The following is a 25,915-nucleotide window of genomic DNA, read 5'->3' on the forward strand; positions in this document are numbered from 1 at the left end:
ATGACACAGAAAAATAAACAAATTCAACAAATCAGTGAAATCCAAAAATCCCTTAAATCCGTGATTCAGATAAAAGGGTATGGTGGAGAATTGAAAGTGGATACGAAGGAAGCCCGCCCGAACGACCCGGTCGAACGGGGGGAAGATAGTGTGTTTACTATTGTGTTACCTGTTGGCTAAAATACTTATTGCAAAGAAAAAAGAATGACCCAGAAATAAAAAATAAAACTGAACAAATAAGTAAAATCATTTTATCTATGAAATTCATGATTCAGCCGGGTGATGCTATTTAAACACTCCTTTTATGATAAATAAAACAATCATATAAGTCACTATATTTTTAATTTATATTGTATTTAATTTACAACAACAAAATATCAAAATAATATTCACCATGACCATAACTGCTACTATCAAATACAAACTACTTTCCTTAGCCTTGCTCTTTAATATCCTCTGCGCCACTGCGCAGGATATTGTAATTGATAAATTAAAAACCCAAATAAGCAACCATCCCAAACAAGATACTTTTAGGGTGAACCGCTTAAATGAACTTGGCAGATCATATGGGTTGGCATCTGATTTAAAGGAAGATGCGGCCAATGAAGCGATAACTATTTCCCGTAAAATAAATTACGCTGAAGGCGAAGGCTATGCGTTGTCAAATCTCGGAACTGCATACACACAGGCCGGCGACCAACCCAAAGCTGCTATTGTTTTACAACAGGCAGAATCCATTGCAAAAAAAACCGGTAATAAAAATCTTCTCAGCCTTATATTGTCAAGAATGGCATTCAATGCGAGAGTTGTTGACAATAAAAAGGCATTGAGTTACGGGCTACAGGCAGAAAAACTTGCCCTGCAAACAGGCAATAAAGAGTTTGAGTTTTTGGCACAGAAAATAATTGGAACTATATACAATGTTTCACTGACTGATTACCCCAATGCCATGAAATATTATTTAAAGGCCCTTGCTTCTGCAGAAGCTACCGGCAGTTTAAAAAACCTTGCCCTTTCATGGAGTGATTTAGCCACGTTGTACAGTGTGATAGGTGATCAAGAAAATGCGCTGCTATTTTATGAAAAAGCAGTAAATGCAAATAAAATATTGGGCAATAAAGATTTAGCGAGAATTATTCTTGCTAACATTGGCGAACGATATCGGTTAATGGGCAATTACCCCGCAGCCATAAAAAATTATAAAGAAAGTTTAGATGGAGAAACTGATGCAAATTCTATTGCAGTAGCAGAAAGCAATCTTGCAGATGTGTACACAAAATTAGATAGTTTGCCCTTAGCTTTCAAATACGCTTTTAATTCATTGGCCATGGCAAAAGAACAAGATGATAAGGAAGGTGAGAGTTGGATTTATGGGATTTTATCGCGGGCTTATTTAAAGAAACAGATGGTGGATAGTGCCATCTATTACGGGCAGCAAGGTTTGGCTGCTGCAAAAGAAATGGGAACAGTAGAATATTTAAGAGACAATACTTTTGCTCTTGCCAATGCCTATACTTATAAAAGAGATTACCAAAATGCTTACCTCAATCACATACAGTACATCGCTTACCGGGATAGTATGCTCAACAGTGAGATCACCAATAAAACCAGCATGCTTCAATACAATTATGATCTTTCCAAAAAAGAAGCGCAGATAACAGAACTAAACGAACAAAAAAAAGGGCAGCGTAATTTTTTAATCAGCGCATTAATTGTGTTGGGTTTAATTATTATCTCGGTAATTGTATTAATCCGCAGTAACCGGATAAAACAAAAAGCCAACACCCTTTTGCAAAAGCAAAAACAAGAAATTGAATACCAACGGGACCAAACAAATAAAGTGTTAACCGAACTAAAACAAACCCAAACCCAACTGGTACAATCCGAAAAAATGGCCAGCCTCGGCGAACTCACCGCAGGCATTGCCCACGAGATACAGAATCCTCTCAATTTTGTGAACAACTTTAGCGAGGTCAGTAATGAATTGATTGATGAGATAGAAGAAGAAAGAAGCAAGAGCCAAGAAGCGAGAGACGAGACTTTGGTTAGTGAAATCTTATCGGATATCAAAGACAACCTTTCCAAAATCAACCATCATGGCAAGCGGGCGGATGCGATAGTCAAGGGAATGCTTGAGCACAGCCGCAAGAGTACTGGAGAAAAAGTACTCACCGATATCAATGCCTTGGCAGATGAATACCTGAGACTTTCATTTCATGGCATGCGTGCTAAGGATAAGTCTTTTAAGGCAGATTTTTCAACAGATTTTGACCCAACTCTTCCGAAAGTCAATGTGGTACCTCAGGAAATTGGAAGGGTGCTGTTGAATATCATCAACAATGCTTTTCAGGCTTGTGGAAATTCAGAATTCAGAATTCAGAATTTTGAATTAAAACCTAAAGTAGAGGTTTCTACAAAAATAAAAGGTGATAAAATAGAAATCTCCATCTCCGACAACGGCCCCGGCATCCCCGACTCCATCAAAGAAAAAATATTTCAGCCATTTTTCACCACCAAACCCACCGGCCAGGGCACCGGATTGGGATTATCACTCAGCTATGATATTGTGAAAGCACATGGAGGGGAGTTAAGGGTTGAAACGGAAGAAAATAAAGGTTCAGAATTCACCCTCGTAATTCCTGAAAAATGAAAAAAAAAATATTGATTGCCCTGTTTATGCTTGCCACTTGTAAAAGTTTTTGCCAGCAAGCATATACCGACAGCCTACATCACGAGCTCGCGAATGCAGGGGCAGATAGTTCCCGGCTTAAGATACTGAGTAGTCTGATTGAGGAGTATTCAAACTCCCAGTTTGATTCTGCAATCTACTATGCCCCGGATGCCTTTAGCTTGGCCCGTAAGCTTTCAGATAAGAAACGGGAAGCGTGGTTGTTCTTTCGGATGTCCCTTTCCTATGCAGGTTTAGGTAACCTGGCAAAAGCGGCGGAAATGGACCTTAAAGGTTTACACCTTGCGGAAGAGAGCAATGACCTTCACTTACAGGCTAATATTCTCAACACATTGGGCAAATATCATTCAGAATTTAAACAGTTTGATAGAGCATTGGATTATTTAAGGAGGTCATTCCGTTTGTACGAGGCAGCAGGAAGTGAAGAATTCTCATGCCTGAGCCTGAATTTTATAAGCGACACCTATCTGGAATCAGAACAGATAGATTCTGCCGAATATTATAACCGGCAGGCATTTCAAAAATGGAATGATTCCCAAATCAAAAACCCTACGTTCATAAAAATGACAATGCTCCGTACCAGAGCCGCTATTGAAGCCCAAAAAAAGAATTACGATGCGGCAATCAAAGATCTTCATGAAAGTTTGATAGAGGCTGGGAAAACCGATTTAATTGAGGGTAATTATCTACTAGCTAAAGTATTTCTTGAAATAAATCAGGCTGACTCAGCGATTGTATATGCCCGTAAATCCCTTTTGCTTGCTGAAAGTATCGTGCAATACAATGGCATGGCCGATGCAGGTAATATATTGGCGACCATATACCAACGGCGTGATCCGCAACAGGCAATCTTATATTATCAAAAAGTAATTGCTGCCCATGATTCTGCCAGCTCCCAGATGAAAACGAATGTGATCAGCAACCTGGTAGGTTTTGACGAACAGCAAAGACAATATGAATTTGAAACAGCGACGACAGCATACCAAAATAAGGTAAGGCAATATGCATTAATCTCCGGTGTGGCCGTGCTATTGCTCATTGCGTTTATCCTCTTTCGCAATAACCGGCAAAAGCAACACTTAAACTGGACGCTTCAACAAACCCTGACCAATTTAAGATCCACCCAAGCCCAACTCATCCAATCAGAAAAAATGGCTTCGCTGGGTGAACTCACCGCCGGCATCGCGCACGAGATCCAGAATCCGCTGAATTTTGTGAATAATTTTTCAGAAGTGAGCGCAGAGCTTATTGATGAAATGAATGAAGAGCTTGGAAAAGGAGACATCGAGGAAGCCAGAGCGATTGGCGTAGATCTCAAAGACAACCTTTCCAAAATAACACATCATGGAAAGCGGGCAGATGCGATTGTCAAAGGGATGCTTGAGCACAGCCGCAAGAGTACTGGAGAAAAAGTACTCACCGATATCAATGCCTTGGCAGATGAATACCTGAGACTTTCATTTCATGGCATGCGTGCTAAGGATAAGTCTTTTAAGGCAGATTTTTCAACAGATTTTGACCCAACTCTTCCGAAAGTCAATGTGGTACCTCAGGAAATTGGAAGGGTGCTGTTGAATATCATCAACAATGCTTTTCAGGCCAGTGCGCAGGAAGACCTTTCAGGTTTGGGAAGCGACGACAAAAGAAACCTGGAAGGTCTACACCCCACCGTCATCGTCTCCACCAAAAACCTTGGTGAAAAAATAGAGATTTCTGTAAAAGACAATGGCCACGGTATCCCAGACTCCATCAAAGAAAAAATCTTTCAACCCTTCTTTACCACCAAACCCACCGGGCAGGGGACGGGGTTGGGATTGAGTTTAAGTTATGATATTGTAAAGGCGCATGGGGGTAAATTGGAAGTGATTTCGTTGGATAGTCAGGGTGCAGAGTTTTGTATCAGATTGCCGATTTGACAAAAACTGATCAGTATTGTACTGGAAAATAATCTCCACTTATGCCGATTTGTTGGAATTTTTTCGTCATATTAACTGCATTGATATGCTATTATGGAAAAAAATCTCCCGATACATTTACAAGAAGTAATTTTTGGGTCGTCTAATAAAAAAATTTCCAAACAGATTTCAGCTTTGGAATCCGCGGGGAAAATTAGAAAAATCGCCCAACGGTTATATTCATCTAATCTTAGCGACCCTGTAGATGACATTGTGAGGCGTAATTTGTTTCAAATTCTGAGCAAATTGTATCCTGGGGCAACCCTTAGCCATCGATCGGCTTTTGAGTTTCAGCCAACCAAAGCCGGGCATATTTTTCTTACTTACAAATACACCAAAAAAGTGTCTTTGGCGGGTATCACCATTCGGTTTTTGGAGGGCCAAACCCCCATTGAGGGAGATAACCCATTTTTTGATACCCTTTTTGCCTCACAAAGGGCAAGGGCTTTTTTAGAAAATCTCCAACCTTCAAGAGGTGTTGGTCCGACAGCAAAGAATTTGACTTTGCCCGAACTTGAAGAAAAACTAGAAGCTATCATTCGGATCAATGGCGAAACGGCCATCAATGAGCTACGGGATAAGGCCAAAATTGCGGCGGAAACACTCAATATGAGAACCGAATTTGAAACTTTGAACAGCATCATTAGTGCTTTGTTGAGTACACATTCTTCTAAAGTACTGTCATCTCCGTTGGCAATGGCAAGGGCTTTTGGGTTGCCGTACGACCCTGCTCGATTGACATTGTTTGAAAAATTATTTGTTACCCTTCAAACCCAAGAGTTTGCCAACCGCCCGGATAAGAACGACTCCTTGAAGTCCTATCGGAATTTTGGGTTTTTTGAAAGCTATTTTTCAAATTATATCGAAGGAACTATTTTTGAAGTAGAAGAAGCCAAAGAAATTATTGCCACCAACCAACCCATGCCCACCCGAAATGCAGATAGCCATGATATTTTGGGAACGTACCAATTGGTGGCAAACAAGAAAGAAATGAGTATAACGCCTGCTTCGGGTGAGGAGCTAATGCAACTGCTTTTGTACCGCCATAAAGTGCTGATGCGTGCTAGAATTGATAAGAATCCCGGTGAATTTAAAGACAAAAACAACCGTGCCGGCGAAACCGAATTTGTTGATTTTAATTTGGTAAAAGGCACGCTAATAAAAGGTTTTGACTATTATAATGCAATTCAACAACCATTTGGAAGGGCAGTTTTTATGATGTTTTTGGTAAGTGAAGTCCATCCTTTTTTAGATGGAAACGGCAGAATGGCAAGGGTAATGATGAGTTGCGAATTGACAAAAGCAGGGCAAGCCAAAATGATTATTCCAACCGTTTTTAGAGATGATTACTTAGGGGCTTTACGCAAACTTACCCGCCAAAATTCACCCGATGCCTATATCAGAATGATGCAAAGAATACATGAGTTTTCTGCCAATATCTATGGCGAAAACATAGATGCGATGGAAGATTATCTGAAACAATGCAACGCCTTTATGGAACATACCGATGGCAAATTGACTATTATTCCAAGAGATTTTAGCTCTTAAAGGCAACTCATCCAATCCGAAAAATGGCTTCGCTCGGAGAGCTCACCGCAGGCATTGCCCACGAGATCCAGAACCCGCTGAACTTCGTGAATAACTTTTCGGAGGTAAGCAAAGAAATGATCTCGGAGATCCAAGATGAAAGAAGCAAGAGTCAAGAAGCAAGAGACGAGATATTAATCAATGATAATTTAAAAGATATCAAAGAAAACCTCAACAAAATTCAGCACCACGGGAAGCGGGCTGACTCTATAGTCAAAGGCATGCTTGCCCATAGCCGCACAAGCAAAGGTGAAAAAGTACCTACAGATATCAATGCCTTGGCGGATGAGTATTTGCGATTGTCTTACCATGGCATTCGAGCAAAAGACAAGAATTTCAATGCGGACTTTTCTACCGACTTTGACCCCAATCTTCCAAAAATCAATGTTATCCCACAGGATATCGGAAGGGTTCTGCTCAATATCATCAACAATGCTTTTCAGGCTTGTGGAAATTCAGAATTCAGAATTCAGAATTAAAACCACTAGTTACCATCTCCACCACCACCCTTGAGGGGGGGCAGGGGGGTACAAATCTCCATCTCCGACAACGGCCCAGGCATCCCCGACGCCATCAAAGACAAAATCTTCCAGCCTTTCTTTACGACCAAACCTACTGGAAGCGGCACAGGCCTCGGCTTGAGTCTCAGCTATGATATTATTAAGGCGCATGGAGGAGACCTTCGGGTAAAAAGCACCGCAGGCGCAGAGATGATTATATTTCTACCAAATTGAACAGGAAATGAATAAAAATACTTGGCTTTCCCCAACCTGAAACCGGAGGACCGGCAAATATTGTAACAACGGATTTTAATCCGTTGCAAGGAAACGAAAAAGTAACCGCAGAGAACCATAGGTTCGGTGCATATAAAAGATCAAATGAAAAATACTGAAAGCCACATTTTTGTAAGCTATGCATCATGTCTACGGCACTCCATGGACCTTCCCCAAAGTATGCTAGGGGTTTTAAAACTCCTAGTTAAAAAATATGTCAAGCCTAAGGCTTTCACTTAGCCAGAACCGGAGGTTCTGCAAATATTGTAACAACGAATTTTAATCCGTTGCAAGGAAACGAAAAAGTAACCGCAGAGAACCATAGGTTCGGTGCATTTAACTAGGGATCGCAAATAGTTTTTAATTGTAAAAAATGAAATCGATAAAATATTATATTGTAATGTTTCAAATTCAACGGGTTCCACAATAGTAAACAGCGACTACATGACTTTAAAGTTATCAATTACCCACTTCGGACGTTTTTTTCTTATGCTCTTGTTTTTGGCTTTTTCTGCCACAAACGTATCAGCCCAATCAGTGTATGAGGAGATCGGAAGACTGCCCATCACCACCTATACCGCTGAGGACTATGGGGGAGACCCACTTGTCCGTGCTGCCATACAAAGTAAAGAGGGGCTGATGTATTTTGGAACTAATTTGGGATTACATGAATATGATGGCGTCTCCTGGAGATCTTTATTTAAAAATACTGAAGTACAAGGAATACATGGATTTGCCAAAGATACCAAGGGCAGGATATTCTATGCTGGTGTGGGCTTTGGCTACCTGGAAACTTCCTCCACCGGGGAGACCAAAGTCATTTCCCTTATTGAAATTATCCCTGAAGAACTTAGTGGAAACGCATTTTTTAGCGTTCATTGCATAAATGGGTATGTTTTTCTTCAGACTATAAATCATCTCATTCGTGTGGAGCTTGATGCTGAGTTAAAGCTGAAGTCCTTAAAATCCTGGCCGACAGAAACCAGGTTTTTACGGGGTTATTTAGTAGATGATCAGTACTTTGTTCGTCAGACTGAAAAGGGGTTATTTCGACTCGAAGGGGACGACCTGCAATTGTTACCAAACACCGCGATTTTTGGCAAAGATCCTTTACCATTCGTGCTCCCATTTCCCGGAAAAGAAGACCGTGCTCTCCTGCTTGGAGGACGAGGCACGGGCTTTTATTCCTATGAGGGAAACACCTTAAGGCCATTTGCCACGGAACTGGATGATTTGATGGAAGAGGGTTTCCAGCTTAGTTCAGCAATTCGGTATAAAGAAAATATACTAGTGGGATTATCAGGGAGCGGACTGGTCATGATGAGCCCCCAAGGTAAAATACTTAAAAAAGTTGCTGCCGCTCAGGGCTTGCCATCCAACGTGGTCAATGGCCTCTTCCTGGATCAGACAGGAGGGCTCTGGGTGACGACAGAGGACGGAATTGCGCGGATAGACATAGATTCTCCTATCCTGCGTTTTGGTAAGGAGTCAGGAGTTACCCGGTATAAACAGCATTGAAAAAAAGGGGGAAGAGCTCTATTTGGCAACAACAGCAGGCCTGATAGCATTTGATCCCAAGGCAAAATCCTTTCAGCCAAGATCAGAGCTCAATACCAGAGTATTATATGACTTGGTGAGAGACGGTACCGATTTGATCATTCCCGGGAATCAATTGCAAGTGCTCCGAGGAGACCGCAGCATTCTCCTGGATGGTCCAGAAGATGGCAGCCGTTCCTTTTTGGCCTTGATCCCAAAAAGCAGCCCCAACCAACTTTTTGTAAGTTCGACAAGCGGGTTATTGGTCTATCAAAGGGGCCTGAGCGCAGAGACTCCTTGGGAATACATAGGGAAAGCTCCAAATACTGACAAGAAAGGTATAGATTTCATTTTAGATTTGGGGAATGGAAATCTTTTTTTGTCGTCAACCGCAGGACTCATTATCCTGAGCCAAGGAGCGCTCGGATTGGAAACAGTTAACCTGAACAAAATAAAAACAAAGTCATTTGACGTTGACAATTCAATAACTACATACTCGATGGTTGACGGGGAGTTTTTTATTTTTGATGGGGAAAAAATGCAGAAATATTCTGAGGAGGAGAAATTTGTCACCGCTGAGGAATTCAGTGCTGTTGAAAGTGAATTGTTTGATTTTAATCAGCATAAATCAGGCTTAGTCTGGTACCAATCCAAAGACCTAAAGAAACACCTACTCACCCGCAATTCGGATGGGAAGTATGTCAAAGACGAAAAACCCAATGCTATTGCCCCTTATTTGTCGCAAGTGGACTTTATAGATGAGGACAGTATTATGTGGTTTGGATCGCCCAGAGGCCTCATCCGCTACGATCCCAAAAAGGAGAATCAGTTAGCCAAGGAATTTTTTACGCTGATCCGCAGGATAGAGACCAAGACTGATACGCTCCCGCTGATTGGCTATGGCAGAGTCAAAGGAGTGGCAATCGAGGAGCGGAAAGAAAATTCGTATCGCTTCGAGTTTGCGGCCCCATTTTTTGAAGATGAAAAGAAAACGACCTACCAGACCTACCTTGAGGGCTTCGAAGGCGACTGGGTGGATTGGAATGAAAACAAGTTTAAGGAATATACCAACTTGTCTCCCGGTACATACACTTTTAAAGTAAGGGCCAAGGCATTCACCGGAAGAATTAGCGAAGAAGCGGGCTATTCCTTCGTTGTCCTTGCGCCTTGGTACGCCACCTGGTGGGCTTATTCGTTGTATGCGTTTTTTCTGTTTGCTTTGATTGCCACGATCGTGAAGTGGCGCTCCCAACAACTCAAGTCCGAAAACCGCCGCTTGGAAGAAAAGGTTGAATTACGCACTTCGGAGCTTGAAAAATCCCTGAACGACCTCAAATCCACCCAATCCCAATTAATACAATCCGAAAAAATGGCAAGTTTGGGAGAACTCACGGCAGGCATTGCCCATGAAATTCAAAACCCATTAAACTTCGTGAACAACTTTTCGGAATTAAGTAATGAGCTTATTGATGAATTGAACGAGGAACTGGATAAAGGGGGTATTGAAGAGGCAAGGGCAATTTCCACTGATATCAAGCAAAACCTCTCCAAAATAAACCACCACGGCAAGCGAGCAGATGCCATCGTGAAAGGAATGCTCGAGCATAGCCGCAAGAGCGCAGGTGAAAAAGTAGCCATTGATCTCAATGCACTTGCAGATGAGTATTTGCGGCTTTCTTATCATGGCCTGAGAGCAAAGGATAAGAGCTTCAATGCGGACTTTGAATTAGACCTAGATCCCAGTTTGCCCAAAGTGGAAGTCATTCCACAGGATATTGGAAGAGTATTGCTGAATCTGATTAATAATTCGTTTTACGCTGTGAATGAACGAAGCAGAAAAGACCTTCCAGGTTTTCAAAACCTGGAAAATCTGGAACATTTCAAACCTCTAGTCACCATCTCCACCAAGAACCTTGGCGACAGAATAGAAATCTCAGTAAGCGACAACGGCCCCGGCATCCCCAACGCCATCAAAGAAAAAATCTTCCAGCCTTTCTTTACTACCAAGCCGCCGGGAAGCGGAACAGGTCTTGGACTCTCACTCAGCTATGATATCGTAAAAGCGCATGGTGGGGAGTTGACGGTGGAGTCCCAGGATTATGATGGCATTCACTCCGGAAACACAGGAACCGTGTTCTATATTTTATTACCTATCCTATAAATCTTAAATTATTGAATATCATTATGATAGAGGGTTTTTCGAATGTAGCCCAAAATTAAATATCTTTGTTCCAAATATTGGAACTTTTAGTATATTTATAAACTTATGAGAATAGTGGCTAAAAGCACTTTAAAAAACTGTTGGGAAACCTACTCGGAGTCGAAAACTGGATTACTATTTTGGTATGAAAAAATGAGTTTTTCTAATTACAATACGCCGCAGGAGGTAATTGCGGACTTTAAAGGGGCAGACTATATTGGTAATGAAAGAATAGTTTTTAATATCGCACGCAACAAATATAGACTAATAGTCGCCTTCAATTATGAGTTTAAAACCTGCTGGGTAAAATTTGTAGGTACGCATAAAGAGTACGATAAGATTGATGCAAAGACGATAGAACTTTATTAAAAAAGTAAGACATGGAAGATTTTAAAATTAAGCCCATAAAAAACGAAGTGGAGTACAGAGCTACTTTGAAGGAACTAGAAAAGGTTTGGAACGCAAAACCCAACACGAAAGAGGGTGACATTTTTGAGTTACTTGTATTGGTTATTGAAAAATACGAAGACGAACATTACCCGATTCCACATCTTGACCCTATAGAGGCAATAAAATATAAAATGGAAGAAAATGGCTTAACTCAAAAAGACCTGGTTAAGTATTTTGGCACAAAATCAAGGGTGTCAGAGGTCTTGAACAGAAAGAAGCCTTTAACTCTCAAAATGATCAAAGCACTTTACAAAAACTTTGGCATACCTGCAGAAACGTTGTTGTCCTATTGAATTGTAAGACGGGTTTAGGTATTTTTAGACGGGTTTTAAACCCGTCCTACCTCAATAAACCCGTCCTACAGTTATGAATCAAAGATAAAATCTTCCAACCTTTCTTTACGACCAAGCCTACCGGGCAAAGGAACGGCATTGGGATTATCGTTATCTTATTATTTTGTAAAAGCGCATGGGGGGAGATATTAGTGGAGACCCAAAAAGAGGAAGGCAAGCATGCAGGACAAGCAGGAACAACCTTTATTATCAGACTATTTGTATAGCAATATATTATTTACAAATACTTGAAAAACTCAAAAGCCAAATCCGTCTTGCCCGGCTTCAGACTGTTGTATCAGCCAATGCGGTCCTGCTTAAGAGTTATTGGCAAATAGGCAACACCATTTTGCAGCAACAATCTGAAGAAGGCTGGGGCGCAAAAATTATTGACAGGCTTTCCTCAGACCTCAAAGAAGCATTTCCTGATATGAAAGGATTATCTGTTCGGAACTTAAAATACATGAGGGCTTTTGCCGGATCTTACCCTGATGGAGAATTTGTGCAAGGCACACTTGCACAAATTACCTGGTACCATCACATCACTTTATTGGATAAAGTAAAAGGCAATCAACAGCGCCTTTGCTACATTGGAGAAACTGCCCGAAATGGATGGTCGAGAGATGTGATGGTACATCAAATTGAATCAAAGTACCTGGAAAGAAAAGGCATTACCCAATCAAATTTTAAAGAAATTTTACCTGCACCCTTCTCAGATTTGGCTCAGCAATCTTTCAAAGACCCTTATTTGTTTGACTTTCTTACACTGGCAGACAATCACCGTGAGAAAGATTTAGAAAATGCATTGATTGAAAATATTACCAAATTTCTGCTCGAATTGGGGATGGGATTTGCATTCATCGGCAGGCAATATCCTATTGTGGTATCTGAAAAAGAATTTGCGATTGATTTACTTTTTTACCACATAAAACTCCGTTCGTATGTGGTGATTGAATTAAAGGTTGTTGACTTTGAGCCCGAGTTTGTATGCAAGCTCAATTTTTATCTTTCCGCTGTTGACGCCCAACTGAAAACCGAACTCGACCAACCAAGTATTGGCTTACTGATCTGCAAAACAAAAGATAAACTGATGGTAGAATACGCCTTGAAAGATATTTCAAAACCAATTGGCATTTCTGAATACAGGTTAACGGAAATGTTGCCGGCGGATGTAAAAAGTTCTTTGCCTACAATTGAAGAGATTGAACAAAAACTGGCAAACGAAAAATAGCTTACAAAAATATGAAAAACAAAATCTTCCAACTCTTCTCCCCCCTCCCGAGCTATCGGGACAACCGCGCAAGGAACAGGATTGGGATTGAGCTTGAGTTATGACATTGTGAAGGCGCATGGGGGGGGAATAAAGGCGGCGACTGAGGAATGCGAGGGAACGACATTCATTCTACAATTACCAACAGCTTAAAAAAGATTATGAAAACACTGTTGAAAATCGCATTATTTCTTCTACTCCCTTTCATTGCAAAGGCACAGCAAAGCAAGCTCGATAGCCTGCGAAATATTTTGCAAACGGCAACGACAGATTCAGCCCGGCATAACGCCTCATATAATCTATACTTATATTTTATTGAAGCTAATAGAGATTCAGCTCTTTTTTATGTTGAGCAACGCTTAACCCTTGCAAAAAAAAAATAATATGAAGCTAGCTGAAGCAGCTGCTTTAACAAGCAAAGCGTATCAGTATAACGCTATGGGCGGATATTCAGAAGCGTTCCAGCACTTATTGCAGGCTCTAAAGATTGCGGAAGACCCCAAAAATGAGGAGGTACAGGAATGGAAAGTAACCCAGTATCCTATTCCCGGCAAGAACAGACTTATTGTTATATCCACCACACACCATGTATTGGGAGGCCTGATGCGTAATGCGGAGAATCCTGAACAGGAAATACTTCATTTAAAAGAGGCATTACAAATTGCTGTTCAAATCAATCATCCAGACCGCCAAATGACATCAAACATGAATTTGGCAAGCGTTTATTTTAAATTGAATCAGCCTGATTCAGCATTTTATTTTGCAAAAGTGGCGCAAGTGCTTTCAGAAAATCCGTTGGCACAAGGGTATGTTGGCAATAATATGCTCACTATTGGTGATATCTACTTAGCAAAAGGAGATACTGTACAAGCCAAAAAAAAATATTATGAAGGTTTGAAGTCATCGAATAAACAAAACAATCAAGCTGATATAGCAAACCTAAGTCATCGGCTGATTCGGGTTTACCTGATGGAGAATAGCAAGGATTCAGCACTTTCCTACGCTGTAAAAAACTCGCCTGTAATAAAATCAATAGCGGGAGTGGGATACATGGAAATTGATATGGGAGTTGCCTATGAAGACCTATACCTCGCCTATAAATTAAACAACCAACCAGACAGTGCCTACAAATACCAAGGTCTTGCTTTGGTAACCAAAGACAGTTTGTATAAAATTAAAATCAAGAACCTGGCTGATTTTCAAAAACTATCTCTTGGAGAAGCGCTTCGTTTGGAGAATTTGGAGAAGGAAAAAATCCAGACGCAATCAAAAATCAGAACCTATGGGATGATGGCAGGGCTTGCCGTTCTTTCGATTATCGGGTTCATTTTATACCGCAACAACTGGCAAAAGCAAAAAGCGAATCTTGTTTTGCAAGAACAAAAACAAAAAGTCGAAACTATTTTACTGGAGCTCAAATCCACCCAATCCCAACTCATCCAATCTGAAAAGATGGCTTCGCTCGGAGAGCTCACTGCAGGCATTGCGCACGAGATTCAGAACCCGCTGAATTTTGTGAATAACTTTTCGGAAGTCAGCAATGAACTGATAGGAGAAATCGAGGAGGAAAGAACCAAGAGCCAAGAAGCTAGAGATGAGGAATTGGTCAGCGAAATACTTAGAGATGTCAAAGAGAACTTGAGTAAAATCGCCCACCACGGTAAGCGGGCTGATGCGATAGTGAAAGGGATGCTGGAGCATAGTCGAAAGAGCTCTGGAGAAAAAGTTCTCACCGATATCAATGCTTTGGCCGATGAGTATTTAAGGTTGAGTTACCACGGAATGAGAGCAAAGGACAAAACCTTCAATGCGGACTTCAAAACTGAATTCGATCCCAATCTACCCAAAGTCGCTGTTATCCCACAAGATATCGGAAGGGTGCTGTTGAATATCATCAACAATGCTTTTTATGATTGCAGGGAGAAAGACCTTCCAGGTTTTGTAGGCGACAACAAAAGAAACCTGGAAGGTCTACCCCCCACCGTCATCATCTCCACCAAAAACCTGGGCAGCAAAATAGAGATTTCTGTAAAAGACAACGGCCCCGCCATCCCCGATGCCATCAAAGACAAAATCTTCCAGCCTTTCTTTACTACCAAGCTACCGGTCAGGGGACGGGATTAGGGTTGAGTTTGAGTTATGACATTGTGAAGGCACATGGGGGAAATATCCATGTCAGTTCCAACAGGGAAATGGGTACCGAATTTATTATAGAACTTCCATTAAAACCATGATCAAATGGTAGCTAATTAGGTTGTTATCTAGCTATGTGATTAAGGTCTACTAATATTTTTTAAAGCGTTTGATGGGGATATCATCGACAGTTCTGACAACAAATGAGCTGACGAAACCTTTTCCTGACTTAACATCCAAGAAACCTGCCTGTCCGACCTTTCTGTTTTGCGTTTTTGCTTCTTCCGAATCTTTCAGAAGCATTGTTTTAAAGTTCATTTTTTTGTTGTTGTAAAAAATCGAGAAAATACTCGCTGCATTTTAGGATTCTTTTTGATAGAGTGGTGGCTTCCTTCAGTGTAGGGGTTTATGGCCAGGCGTCCAAATTATTCAAGTATTCCCGTCATGCATCTTGGTATTAAATAGGATTTCCGAATCCGTGTGGAAAGTGTCAGTTCATGGATTAGTCAGCGAGAATCGGACAAAACTGATTTTTAGCAATCATGATCAAACACAAGCGCTCACTCATCCTGAAACCCTTTTTCAAACAAAAAACTACCGAAGCATTACCAATAAAGCCCTGCATTTTTACAAAAAAATAAATTTTAAAATAATGGCATATTTCTAAAGAAAGAAATTGTAAATCAAAAAGTTAAATTTTTTAGCGGATTAATCTTGTTATTCTATTTAAGAACTCAATTGAAAGTTTTTCCTTGTATTCCAAAATGTTGACTATGAATATTTTGGACAAAAATTTCATACTTTAGGTATGTTTTTTACCAGAAGTAAGCTGCATTTTATTTATAAAAAAAAGCAGTTTTTCGACTTAGATTTTGGGTTCTATATTTTATCAAAAACCCTATCACATTTAAAATGTATTTTGACTCTTTGAACTAAAAATAACTTTATGCAAAAACTCTTCACATTTGGCAAGAGGATAATGGTAGTATTGCTACTTGCAGCAAATTTTTCTTATGCCCAAACTGTCAAACTGGAGCAAGGCCAGAATGGCGGGATTGATAAAAATCCTGTAAGCCCTGTAAACTGGGCTTCCGGAAATTCCAATTCTGGCAACAGCCATTTCTTTGAAGGGCAGTCCATCCCCTATCGTTTGACCATTTCAAAGTTGCGGGCTGGAAAACATACTGTAGAAATTGAATGGGACAACCGTAAAAATAACAAAAACGCTATCGACTACATCACTAGTTTCGACAGAATCTGTGAGGACGTAATACCGAGTTCTGGTAATCCAAGATTTGGGGCAATACCGACACCAAATGGAATACCGCAACCTTCAACCAGTTTTAATCAACTTTCTGATGATGAAAGGAAAATCGCCATTTATGGCGGGACATTGGGTGAAATAAAATATGTCCCGCAGAAAAAGAAATCAGCTAGTAGCACTATCACCAGATTGAGGATTTCTTTTACCACCAGCGAAAGTAAAGGATATTACAACACGGTTGTAATTGCCTGGGGAGGTCACCTTGCCAGTGCAAAGGATTGGAGCAAAGGGAATTCTGCCTCAAGCATAAGTGGATCTCCCTACCATACTAGGGTAGTTTCACTAAATGGAAAATCCGTAGGAAGCCAGAGCCGTTCAGTGAAGGATGTCTCTGAAGCTAGTGAGTTTGATATGGATTGTACTATACATGGAGACAGTGAAGTTTGTGCTGGTGCCTCAACTACGTATTCGGTAGTAGCCGGAGCAGACCACTACATTTGGTATGTTTCAGGTGGCGGCATTGTCTCAGGCCAAGGTACTAATTCAATCGCAGTAAATTGGACAAGCTCAGGAACCGTTTCAGTGGATATAGACAACAAAGGGGCTTGTTACCCCACTCAATGCAGCCTACCTGTCACCCTTACCAACCCTCCTGCTTTGTCAGTTGTCGATGCTGTACTCTGCAGCACTGAGAATGGCGGTAATACGGCTATTGCAAATTTATATGATTATGTCAAAGTCGATTTTGGAGACCTGATTTTTGCACGTAATGGTCATGCGGTAGAAACTCCTGAGCACGTAGTGGTTACTAATGGCGATGAGATAGAGGTTTCATCTACGGGTAGTTGTTGCAGCACTGAAACATTTACAGTTATAGTCAATGACCGGCAGGTTTTTGGTATATGCTCCCAGGGAAAAGTTTATGAACCAGTTGGCGCTGAACTTTCAGCCCTATATGAAATTTTTAATAGAGGTCAAACCGTTGAAACCAATGAAGTCTTCTACATATTCGGAGACGAAGTTCTGATTGAAGTCATCTATTTTAAGGATAAGTTTGCTGAAGCCAAAGCAATTCTGGAAGATTTAGGATTCTTTACTCCAACTGAAGAGGAACTAAAACAAGACCCTAATTCCTTGATAATCGCCGGATTTATTCCAATAAATAAGTTGTTGGATTTGAATCAGTATTCTGAGGTAATCAACTACGTGCGCCCGGCAATCCCCGGTGTTCCAAATAAAGGAGCTACCACTACGCAAGGTGACCGAGTAATGCGATCTAACCTCGTTAGAGCAGGATATGTACACTTTGGGGGAGACCAACCTATAGACGGAACCGGGATTAAAATCGGCGTACTTTCTGATAGCTATGCCACACGTTCGGATGCCGGTGTCAATACATTGGCTACCGATATATCCAATGGCGATTTGCCTGCAGACCTCTATTTTTCGAGGGACTTACCTAGCCGATTTGGAATTGGTACGGATGAAGGTCGCGCGATGCTGCAGATTGTCCATGATGTAGCCCCGGGTGCCACGCTTGGTTTCCGAACGGGAGTGATAACAGCAGGAGATTTCGCACAAGGAATCCGCGACTTGGCTGCAGCGGGAAGTGATATTATAGTTGATGATATTACATACATCACAGAACCTTTCTTTAGTGATGGCAAGGTGGCAAAGGCAGTCAATGAAGTTGCTGCCAATGGAGTTTCATATTTTACTTCTGCCGGAAATTTTGGAAGCAAATCCTTTGAAGGTGTATTTACTCCCGTTCCTAATTCGTCCATTGACTTACCACTGAACAGTGGTGAATGGACAGGACTTGGACGAGTCCATCAATTTAGTAGTGGTAATACTACTCAATCCATTAAAGTCTTTCCGGGGGAAAATGGTCCCGCAGTTTACATGATTGCCCTTCAATGGGATGATCCACTCTATTCAGTTGACCAGATAGGTAGCTTATATGACCTGGACATTTATCTTAAAGACTTTGGTGTTCCCCTCTTTGGCTTCAACCGTAACAATGCCAATGGTGACCCAATTGAAATTCTTTCCTTTAGCGTTTCGGAAGAAACCACAATCGATCTTTTAATTGCAAGGGAATGCGAAAGTTGTACAGACTTGGATTCCAATACCGGTATTAAGTTTAAGTATGTTGTTTTCAGAGGTGAACTTGACCCGAACGATCAGAATGGAATAAATGCGTCCACTATTTTTGGACATGCCAATGCAGACGGGGCAATGACTGTAGGCGCAGTACTTTATTCCAATACATCAGTTTTTGAATTTGACCCAGTACCAAGTGGAATCGAACCTTTCACTGTTGCTACCTTCTCTTCAAGAGGTGGAACTATTAGCAATGGGGAGCTTCGCAACAAGCCGGATTTCGCAGCACCGAATGGTGTGAATACCACCGTTAACTTTGGCGCACCAAATTTGGAAGATGATGATTTTCCAAACTTCTTTGGTACCTCATCTGCAGCACCGCATGCGGCTGCAATTGCGGCATTGGTCAAGCAGGCCCGTATTAAGTATTATCCGGGAACCGGTCCACCAGATTGGGTTGGGGGAGTTGGCATCAGTTTGCCTGCCGACATCCGGAGAGTACTAAAAACTACTGCACAAGACATGCATGAACCCGGAGATGATACCAAGTCAGGATCCGGACTTGTTCGGGCTGATAGGGCATTACTCTCACTCGCCGCGCCAAATCCTGATAACATAGAACTGATTTATGGAGCGGATGTCAATCCCGGTGAAGTTGAATTTAAACTGAGAATTAACGGGACTAATTTGTATGAAGGTTCAAATGTTTATTTCCGGGAGGAACTGTTGAGTTCCACCCACGAAATAGATGATCGGGGATTTGACTATCTAGAGGTAACGGTTCCCCCATTTGAAGGGAATCCCGGAATCACTGTGGTTAATAATGCCATTTCAGACAGTGGATTGGACGGTGGTACCGCCGGCCCGGAATTCTTCTTTGATATCGTTAAAAAAACAATCGCTATCCGTGCAAATGATGTGACCAAAAAGTATGCACAGGTTTTAAAGCCTTTTACAGCCAGTGTATATGAAAGATTTGACAACAATTGGGTGCTAAGTCCTCTGACTTTGGAAGGAGTTGGTCTTACTCTAAATCCTGAAAATGAAGACCCTTCATTAGAACCACTTACACTATCAAGTCCAATTGGTGGTGATTTGGCAGATGTGGGTACTTATGTAATAACAGCTTCTCATGCTCCAACCGGTTTTGCATTCTCAGACTTTTTCAATTATGTAGGCGTAGTACAGCAGGATGAAAATCTTTTATATGATGGAACAAATGATGCGTTCGGCAATTATGGCCCGGGAATCATAACAGTAGAAACATTACCCATTACCATCAAGCCGGTGGACCTGACAGATCAATTTGCTGTAGTGTATGGTGAATCAATAAGCGATGCGTTGCAATTCGAAGTGATTATACCTGAGGGCTTGATTGGATCTGAAGAAGAGGTTAAGATTGAAAACGTTCAAGGGCTGAAAAGTGGCATTCTCTCCCAATATTTTCAAGATCTTGCCTTGGCTAAAAAACCCGGGGACAATAGTCTGCCTTTGGGTATTTTTAATGGTCGTACTATAATTAACAAAGCTGGTTTTATCAACAAAAGTTTTATGGTCAGTGCTCGTACCATAATCAATGGACGCACCATCATCAACGGACGCACACTCATCAATGGTAGAACGATAATCAATTCTGCATTTGATGTTCCTGGAGCTTCTTTCCTTGAATATCTTGAAGATCAGGAAAATCAGGAACTTAAACCTGTAAACATCAATGGCAGAACAATGATTAATGCACGGACTATAGTCAATGCACGAACCATTGTCAATGGACGCACCATTATCAATGGGCGCACCATCATCAATGCCCGGACGATTATCAATGGAAGAACCATCATCAATTCAAGGACAATCATCAATAGTAGTGAAGGTGAAGGAGAAGATGTGGAGGATAATAGCTTGGTGATTTTTGGTGAAAAAGATCTGGAACTTGCTGAAGAAGGCGAAAACGCAGCAATCGGAAAATATTATGACTTCGGTGAAGAAATCGGTGAAAATGATGATGATTTCAACCTTGAATTCTTCTCTATAAATATGGTGACGGGATCAGATGTAGGTCAACATTTTATTATTCCAGGAACATTTGAATCCAGGAACTTTACTGTGTCCTATTTGCCAGCAGACCTCACTATTACTCCTGCTACGCTTACTGCTAAAACAGCTGCCAACCCTGATGTGATTGCTTTTGGTAATACAGCACCGGAATTTACAACTGAATTTGAAGGATTTGAAGTCAGTACAAGTTTCCTTGATCCTGAAGGAAATGAAGTGATCCTGGATGATGACGAAGAATCGGTGGTTGGATCAGTCGACTATTCATTACTGATCAATGAGACAGCTTTCCAATGCATTGGATTGATTTCAGCGGGAATTTATGAGATTAAGCCAATCATTAGCCTGATTGAGCCTTCTAATTATATCGTCGGTAATATTACTAGAGGTCAGCTAACGGTAGAAAAAGCAACCCCAACGGTATCAGTTACTGGGGGCAGGTTCGAATTTGATGGAGAGCCTGTAGAAGCAACTGCCTTTGCATTGGGAATAGGGGGAATGGAGGATATACTTGATATAAATCTAATTAGTCTAGAATATCAAGGAACTGGTCAAACTAATTATGGTCCCACAACTTCAGCTCCTATATTCCCGGGTACATACCGTGTAATTGCGAATTTTGCCGGAAATGAAAATTACAGTCCAGCCAGTTCTGAATATGGTTCTTTGGTAATTGTAGGATGTCTCAACGAAGCACCGAAAATCGGTAATTTTAAGACTGCAAAGGGGTCATGGTACAACAGTTTTATTGCAACCATAAAAAGGCCTGCCAATACCCAAGTCGGAGATTTGCTGATTGTAGCCGTGATGTTTGAAAAGGGCCAATCACCTTCTGTGACTCCTCCGGATAAAAACTGGGTACTTATCCAACGTGTCAATCAGCAGAATCAAGTCGCAATGGTCACTTATTACAAAGTGGTGAAAAGCAGCAAAGAACCGGATTATTATTGTTTCCGAATCAGTCAGGGTCCAAAATGGAGTATGGGAATAACCCGAGTCAGCGGTGCTGACATCAATCATCCTGATGGTCCTATAGTTGCGTTCAGTGGAGCATCAGGATCCCCGGCATTCATTGCCACGGCACCTTCCTTGACCACCACTGCTTGCAATACTATGATAATGATGTTCTATACCAACAAGAAAAATGCTACATGGACGCCACCATCCGGCACAATTGAGGTTTATGATGATCCTAATTATCACCATGGTTCGAACTCTAATATGATGTCATATTATATTCAAAATGAACCAGGACAAACAGGGGATTTGAGTGCCACCGCTTCAATTAGTGAGCACTGGGCGACTCAGGCAATAGCAATACGGCCTCTTGTGATCAATCTGGAATCTGCCAGGACAAAACCACTCTCCAGCGAAACCATCACCGAATTGTCTATTTCAGAAGGATTTCCCACCCTTCAGCAAGAGGAAGTTTCAGGTGAATTGAAAGCATATCCTAATCCGGTAAAAGACAGACTGAATATCACCCTTAAGGGTCTTGTTGCAGAAGAACCTAATGAGTCTTCACTGGTGATAATGGATGCAATGGGAAGAATACATCAACTGTCAAGAATTTGGTATGAAAATGAAAGCCGTCTGGAGTTGGATTTCTCCCAGATGCATGTTGGGTTTTATATCATCAATATCAAAACCTTAACCGGTGTTAAATCCATCCGTGTGATCAAACAACCAGAGTAAGTGTAAAATCCATGGAATATCAAAAAAGAATGCAAAGGAATTCCATTCTTTTTTGTTTTACCCCAATTAGGCCATTTTATCAAAAAATTCTTCGAGTGCTGAATTTCAATTATTACCGAAAAACAAAAGACTAGAAAACAATTAACCTGAAAGCTTTGGGATTAAAATTGATATAATTTCTCAGGTTTCGATCCCCGTGTTCCAATGTCAAATATTTATGAGGGTATTAATTGCATTTTGTTAAATTTGATAGTGAGCATTTTTAGCCTGTGCTTAGCGGGTCGAACTGTTTAATGGCAGTGTTGAAGTATTATTGCCCTCTTAAACTAAGATTCGGGAGTGAAAAACAGGAAATGGAAAACCTGTTATTTGTATGCCAGTAAGAAATTAATCTTCGAATTGTTGGAAAAGACCAATGAAAATAAGATTGATTAAATGCATAAATTTTTTCCTGAAACGATCTTCCAAATGAGTCGGGTAATACAATGCTCGCCTCACTCATTCAGCCTCGAAGTTTATTTTACTTCCAAAACCATTTGTGATGGGACAAGTTTGTTTTTTGGCCAATTATATGGCATTTTTAAATTCATTTTGATGAAATTTTGGAATATCCCCAATCTAACCAAGACAAAAATCTAGCATTTTCTTAGGTATATGAACCGATATATGAATTTTTTTAAATACCTACTCCTAATATTTTTATTGTCTGTTACTTTTATAAATGGAAGTTTGGCACAAACTACCAAGACTGATAGTTTATTGCTTGCTATTAAAAAACTAAATGACGATAGTGTAAAAGTTACCTATTATTTGGATTTGGGGCTGGAATTGATGGGCTCGAATACCAAGCAGTCAATTTTTTATTTAGATGAGGCTATTAAGTTAGCCTCAAAAATAAACTACAAAAAAGGTCTGGCAAATGCTTACAATGCCAAAGGGAGGGCATATGCCCAACAAGGCAATTTCCAAGAAGCTAGTTTAAACTTTCCAGAAGCATTGAAGTATTTCCGTGAGATTAATGATAAAACTGGTGAAGCCAATATGCTAAGTAACCTTGGTTCCATTTACTTTATGGTAGGTTATAATAGCAAGGCGTTGGAGCTTCATTTTGAATCCCTCAAGATTTCAGAAGAACTCGATAACAAATTAAGAATAGGAACTTCCTTAAATAATATCGGAACAGTTTACCTTGAAAATAGAAGCACCATAAATGAAGCTTTGACTTTTTTCACGAAATCACTAGAGGTATTTCAGGGCATAGAAGAGCAAACAGGAATGGCTATTGCAGCCATGAATATAGGGGAAGTTTATTTTATAGAATCGAAATATGATTCAGCCATTTATTTTCATCAAATGGCTTTGGAACTTTGTGATGAGACCATTGACGCCACGTTTCCCCTTACACAGCTAGGGGAGATCTATACCGCACTTGGTAATTTTCAAAAAGCATTTGGCTTTCACAGGCGTGCTTTGGAAATATCCGAGAGATTCGATGCCAAATTCGAACTGACTCAAGTTCTTATTGGTTTGGCAAAGACGCAAAAAAAGCAAGAGGATTTTGAAGGCGCCATAAATACTTTGGAAAGAGCCAAATTACTGGCAATTGAGATTGATGCCAAAGATGAACTAGTGGATGTGTATATAAATTTGGCAGAGACACAAGCCCTTGTTGGGGATTATAAGGCCGCCTATGAAAATGGAGTCAATGCAAAATCTAAAAAGGAAGAAATAGCAAAATCCAACAACCAAACAACGATCCTATTGCTTCAATTTGAATTTGAATTGGACAAAAAAGAAGCAGAAATAGCACTCCTCCAAAAAGATACTGATTTAAAAAACGCTGCAGTTTTCAACCAAAGGATAATCATTTTTGCGTCTTTGGTAGGGCTGTTTATGTTTGTTATTATAAGTATTTCTCTATTCCGTAACAACATGAGTAAGCAAAAAGCTAACCGCTTACTCCAATTGCAAAAAGAAGAAATCCATGCCCAAAGGGAAAACGTGGAATCCGCTTATGTTCAATTGAAATCTGCCCAGGCCCAATTGATACACTCCGAAAAAATGTCCTCTTTGGGAGAATTGACTGCAGGAATTGCCCATGAGATTCAGAATCCATTGAATTTTGTGAATAATTTTTCCGAGGTGAGTGCCGAGTTGATGTTAGAATTGAAAAGTGAGAGGTCAAAGGAAAATAGTGATAGGAATGAAACCGTTGAGGAGGAGATTATAGGTGATGTGATTCAGAACCTAAACAAGATTACCCTCCACGGCAAGCGTGCGGATGCCATTGTCAAGGGCATGCTCGAGCATAGCCGGAAAAGCGAAGGCAGCAAAACCCCAACGGATCTCAATGCACTGGCAGATAAATATTTGAAACTTTCCTATAACGGTTTAAGAGCAAAGGACAAAAATTTCAATGCGAACTTTATAACTGAATTAGATCCTGACCTTCCTATGTGCGAAGTAGTCCCTCAGGATATTGGTCGAGTGCTCCTTAACCTGATCAATAATGCCTTCTATGCAGTAAACGAAAAGGCTAAATCAGGAATCGCTGGTCCCGATTATAATCCCACCATCAAGGTGAGCACAAGCTACTCCCCCCTATCAGGGGGGCGGGCAGGTTCTGTAAAAATCTCCGTCTCCGACAACGGCTCCGGTGTTCCCGACTCCAACAAAGAAAAAATCTTCCAGCCATTCTTTACTACCAAACCAACAGGACAAGGAACGGGATTGGGCTTATCACTATCCTATGATATTGTGAAAGCACATGGGGGAGAATTGAAGGTGGAGTCCAAGGAAGGTGAGGGATCGGAGTTTATGATTTTGTTACCGCTTTGATATTATCAGTCTGGAGGCACTCAATTGATATTCGACTCTTAGCAAAGATTAAAATCCCTTGCTACAAAATCAGCCGATCCCGTGGCTCTCAAAGAAAGTCTAATTCCACTATTCCAGTTCCTGAAACCCAAACTCATAAAAAATACTTTCCACAATTCTTTGCACTATCCCACTAGCTATTGACCTCTCCCTAAAAAAAAGCTTTGGAAAGAATTAAGTATGCCCCGGACATATTATTAGTTACTTCGTCCAAAGCAGTTTTTTGTTTTCGTAGAAATTCAATTGATTGGCGTAACATTTTTACACTAACTCTTTACTATTATGAAAACGTTAAAAGCAACTCTGATTTTGATCTTTTTTATGGCCTGGCTGCCAATCATCGCAGAAGCTCAGCAAGGTGAAGTAACCTTGGAATTTAAAAATGCCGCAACGGCGATGGAGATTGTTCAGAATTACACCAAAGCACTTCAGGCAGGTGATGTGGCCAAAATGGATGCGCAACTGCATGCGGACATCATGGTATATGGTTTAGGGGGTGGATTAGATTCCCTCACGAAAGCTCAGCATAAGGAATATTATACCACAAGTACAAACCAATACAAGCATACGCTAACTAATGAGCTTTATCTCCCTGTCAAAGTAACTAATAACTGGAATGAAGGCGAATGGGTGCTGGGTTGGGGAATCAATACCATCACAGATAAGGTTACTGGCAAAACTATACGCATCCCTTACCACACTGCCTCTGTAGTGGTAAATGGAAAAATTGCGCAGATGAACTACTGGTATGATATGTTAAATATTTTGAGAAATCAAGGGTTTGAAATCAAACCGCCGTCCAACTAGAATATTTTTTTTACTAGGGTGATTACATTTTTCTATCAATGCTACTGATAATTTTAAAATTACAGTTAGCGTTGATTTTTTGTTTAAACTGCCTGCCAAAAAAAAACTCCAATCTCAATAGGAGCGTATTTGAGCCAACGGCGACGGGCTCAAACCTTCACCGCAAATCCGGGGAAAAACCCCACGATGCTA

15 protein-coding genes and 2 pseudogenes are annotated in these 25,915 nt (G+C 40.8%); 16 read left to right on the forward strand and 1 reads right to left on the reverse strand.

The genetic code is table 11. The annotated features are described in order from the left end of the window. The 13 genes and pseudogenes from BVH04_RS01310 to BVH04_RS26540 all read left to right on the forward strand — a co-directional run bounded on the left by BVH04_RS01310 (position 1) and on the right by BVH04_RS26540 (position 15,026). Positions 1-180, forward strand: a complete 180-nt coding sequence (locus BVH04_RS01310; protein WP_086539536.1) for a hypothetical protein — start codon at positions 1-3, stop codon at positions 178-180. Between the two features lie 214 nt (positions 181-394). Beyond that, positions 395-2,650, forward strand: coding sequence for an ATP-binding protein (locus BVH04_RS25985; protein ID WP_086539537.1), 2,256 nt, complete (start codon positions 395-397; stop codon positions 2,648-2,650). Continuing rightward, positions 2,647-4,605, forward strand: coding sequence for an ATP-binding protein (locus tag BVH04_RS01320; RefSeq protein WP_240510790.1), 1,959 nt, complete (start codon positions 2,647-2,649; stop codon positions 4,603-4,605). The genes BVH04_RS25985 and BVH04_RS01320 overlap by 4 nt, the downstream gene beginning before the upstream one ends. A gap of 285 nt (positions 4,606-4,890) precedes the next feature. Continuing rightward, a complete protein-coding gene (locus BVH04_RS01325; RefSeq protein WP_205635775.1) occupies positions 4,891-6,192 on the forward strand; it encodes a Fic family protein in 1,302 nt (433 codons plus the stop codon). 20 nt (positions 6,193-6,212) lie between these two features. After that, positions 6,213-6,965: pseudogene (locus BVH04_RS01330) on the forward strand (sensor histidine kinase); the annotation flags it as partial. 483 nt (positions 6,966-7,448) lie between these two features. Continuing rightward, a complete protein-coding gene (locus tag BVH04_RS01335; RefSeq protein WP_116116441.1) occupies positions 7,449-8,522 on the forward strand; it encodes a two-component regulator propeller domain-containing protein in 1,074 nt (357 codons plus the stop codon). Between the two features lie 22 nt (positions 8,523-8,544). Next, positions 8,545-10,701 (forward strand): ATP-binding protein, encoded by a 2,157-nt coding sequence (locus tag BVH04_RS01340; RefSeq protein WP_140160498.1) that lies wholly within the window; start codon positions 8,545-8,547, stop codon positions 10,699-10,701. Positions 10,702-10,806: 105 nt separating this feature from the next. Then, positions 10,807-11,109: a type II toxin-antitoxin system HigB family toxin gene (locus tag BVH04_RS01345; protein ID WP_086539541.1), complete on the forward strand. Its 303-nt coding sequence runs from the start codon at positions 10,807-10,809 to the stop codon at positions 11,107-11,109. A gap of 11 nt (positions 11,110-11,120) precedes the next feature. After that, positions 11,121-11,483, forward strand: a complete 363-nt coding sequence (locus BVH04_RS01350; RefSeq protein ID WP_086539542.1) for a helix-turn-helix domain-containing protein — start codon at positions 11,121-11,123, stop codon at positions 11,481-11,483. Positions 11,484-11,658: 175 nt separating this feature from the next. Then, entirely contained in the window at positions 11,659-12,753 is a 1,095-nt protein-coding gene (locus BVH04_RS01355) for a PDDEXK nuclease domain-containing protein (RefSeq protein WP_086539543.1), read from the forward strand. A gap of 54 nt (positions 12,754-12,807) precedes the next feature. Continuing rightward, positions 12,808-12,945: an ATP-binding protein gene (locus tag BVH04_RS26330; protein WP_086539544.1), complete on the forward strand. Its 138-nt coding sequence runs from the start codon at positions 12,808-12,810 to the stop codon at positions 12,943-12,945. 8 nt (positions 12,946-12,953) lie between these two features. Then, positions 12,954-13,175 carry a hypothetical protein gene (locus BVH04_RS01365; RefSeq protein WP_086539545.1) on the forward strand — a complete coding sequence of 74 codons (222 nt, stop codon included), beginning with the start codon at positions 12,954-12,956 and terminating at the stop codon, positions 13,173-13,175. 1,399 nt (positions 13,176-14,574) lie between these two features. Then, positions 14,575-15,026 (forward strand): annotated as a pseudogene (locus tag BVH04_RS26540) (sensor histidine kinase). A gap of 49 nt (positions 15,027-15,075) precedes the next feature. Here BVH04_RS26540 and BVH04_RS25345 read toward each other — a convergent pair. Continuing rightward, the gene (locus BVH04_RS25345) at positions 15,076-15,243 is read right to left on the reverse strand and encodes a hypothetical protein (protein WP_169714337.1); all 168 of its coding nucleotides are present in this window, start codon (positions 15,241-15,243) and stop codon (positions 15,076-15,078) included. 628 nt (positions 15,244-15,871) lie between these two features. Between BVH04_RS25345 and BVH04_RS01380 the strand changes: the two genes are divergently transcribed. The 3 genes from BVH04_RS01380 (at position 15,872) to BVH04_RS01390 (ending at position 25,723) form a co-directional block, all read left to right on the forward strand. After that, positions 15,872-22,039 carry a S8 family serine peptidase gene (locus tag BVH04_RS01380; protein WP_086539547.1) on the forward strand — a complete coding sequence of 2,056 codons (6,168 nt, stop codon included), beginning with the start codon at positions 15,872-15,874 and terminating at the stop codon, positions 22,037-22,039. Positions 22,040-22,705: 666 nt separating this feature from the next. Continuing rightward, positions 22,706-24,877 carry a tetratricopeptide repeat-containing sensor histidine kinase gene (locus BVH04_RS01385; RefSeq protein ID WP_240510791.1) on the forward strand — a complete coding sequence of 724 codons (2,172 nt, stop codon included), beginning with the start codon at positions 22,706-22,708 and terminating at the stop codon, positions 24,875-24,877. A gap of 321 nt (positions 24,878-25,198) precedes the next feature. Continuing rightward, the gene (locus BVH04_RS01390; protein WP_240510792.1) at positions 25,199-25,723 is read left to right on the forward strand and encodes a nuclear transport factor 2 family protein; all 525 of its coding nucleotides are present in this window, start codon (positions 25,199-25,201) and stop codon (positions 25,721-25,723) included. Positions 25,724-25,915: the final 192 nt, after the last annotated feature.

The sequence above is a fragment of the Algoriphagus antarcticus genome (assembly GCF_002150685.1).
GTDB classification, from domain to species: domain Bacteria; phylum Bacteroidota; class Bacteroidia; order Cytophagales; family Cyclobacteriaceae; genus Algoriphagus; species Algoriphagus antarcticus.

What these genes read in the sequence shown, in the direction of transcription:
- BVH04_RS01310 (WP_086539536.1), top strand. Translation starts at nt 1, where the DNA reads ATGACACAGAAAAATAAACAAATTCAACAAATCAGTGAAATCCAAAAA.
- BVH04_RS25985 (WP_086539537.1), top strand. Translation starts at nt 395, where the DNA reads ATGACCATAACTGCTACTATCAAATACAAACTACTTTCCTTAGCCTTG.
- BVH04_RS01320 (WP_240510790.1), top strand. Translation starts at nt 2,647, where the DNA reads ATGAAAAAAAAAATATTGATTGCCCTGTTTATGCTTGCCACTTGTAAA.
- BVH04_RS01335 (WP_116116441.1), top strand. Translation starts at nt 7,449, where the DNA reads ATGACTTTAAAGTTATCAATTACCCACTTCGGACGTTTTTTTCTTATG.
- BVH04_RS01345 (WP_086539541.1), top strand. Translation starts at nt 10,807, where the DNA reads ATGAGAATAGTGGCTAAAAGCACTTTAAAAAACTGTTGGGAAACCTAC.
- BVH04_RS01350 (WP_086539542.1), top strand. Translation starts at nt 11,121, where the DNA reads ATGGAAGATTTTAAAATTAAGCCCATAAAAAACGAAGTGGAGTACAGA.
- BVH04_RS01355 (WP_086539543.1), top strand. Translation starts at nt 11,659, where the DNA reads ATGGGGGGAGATATTAGTGGAGACCCAAAAAGAGGAAGGCAAGCATGC.
- BVH04_RS01365 (WP_086539545.1), top strand. Translation starts at nt 12,954, where the DNA reads ATGAAAACACTGTTGAAAATCGCATTATTTCTTCTACTCCCTTTCATT.
- BVH04_RS25345 (WP_169714337.1), bottom strand. Translation starts at nt 15,243, where the DNA reads ATGAACTTTAAAACAATGCTTCTGAAAGATTCGGAAGAAGCAAAAACG.
- BVH04_RS01380 (WP_086539547.1), top strand. Translation starts at nt 15,872, where the DNA reads ATGCAAAAACTCTTCACATTTGGCAAGAGGATAATGGTAGTATTGCTA.
- BVH04_RS01385 (WP_240510791.1), top strand. Translation starts at nt 22,706, where the DNA reads ATGAATTTTTTTAAATACCTACTCCTAATATTTTTATTGTCTGTTACT.
- BVH04_RS01390 (WP_240510792.1), top strand. Translation starts at nt 25,199, where the DNA reads ATGAAAACGTTAAAAGCAACTCTGATTTTGATCTTTTTTATGGCCTGG.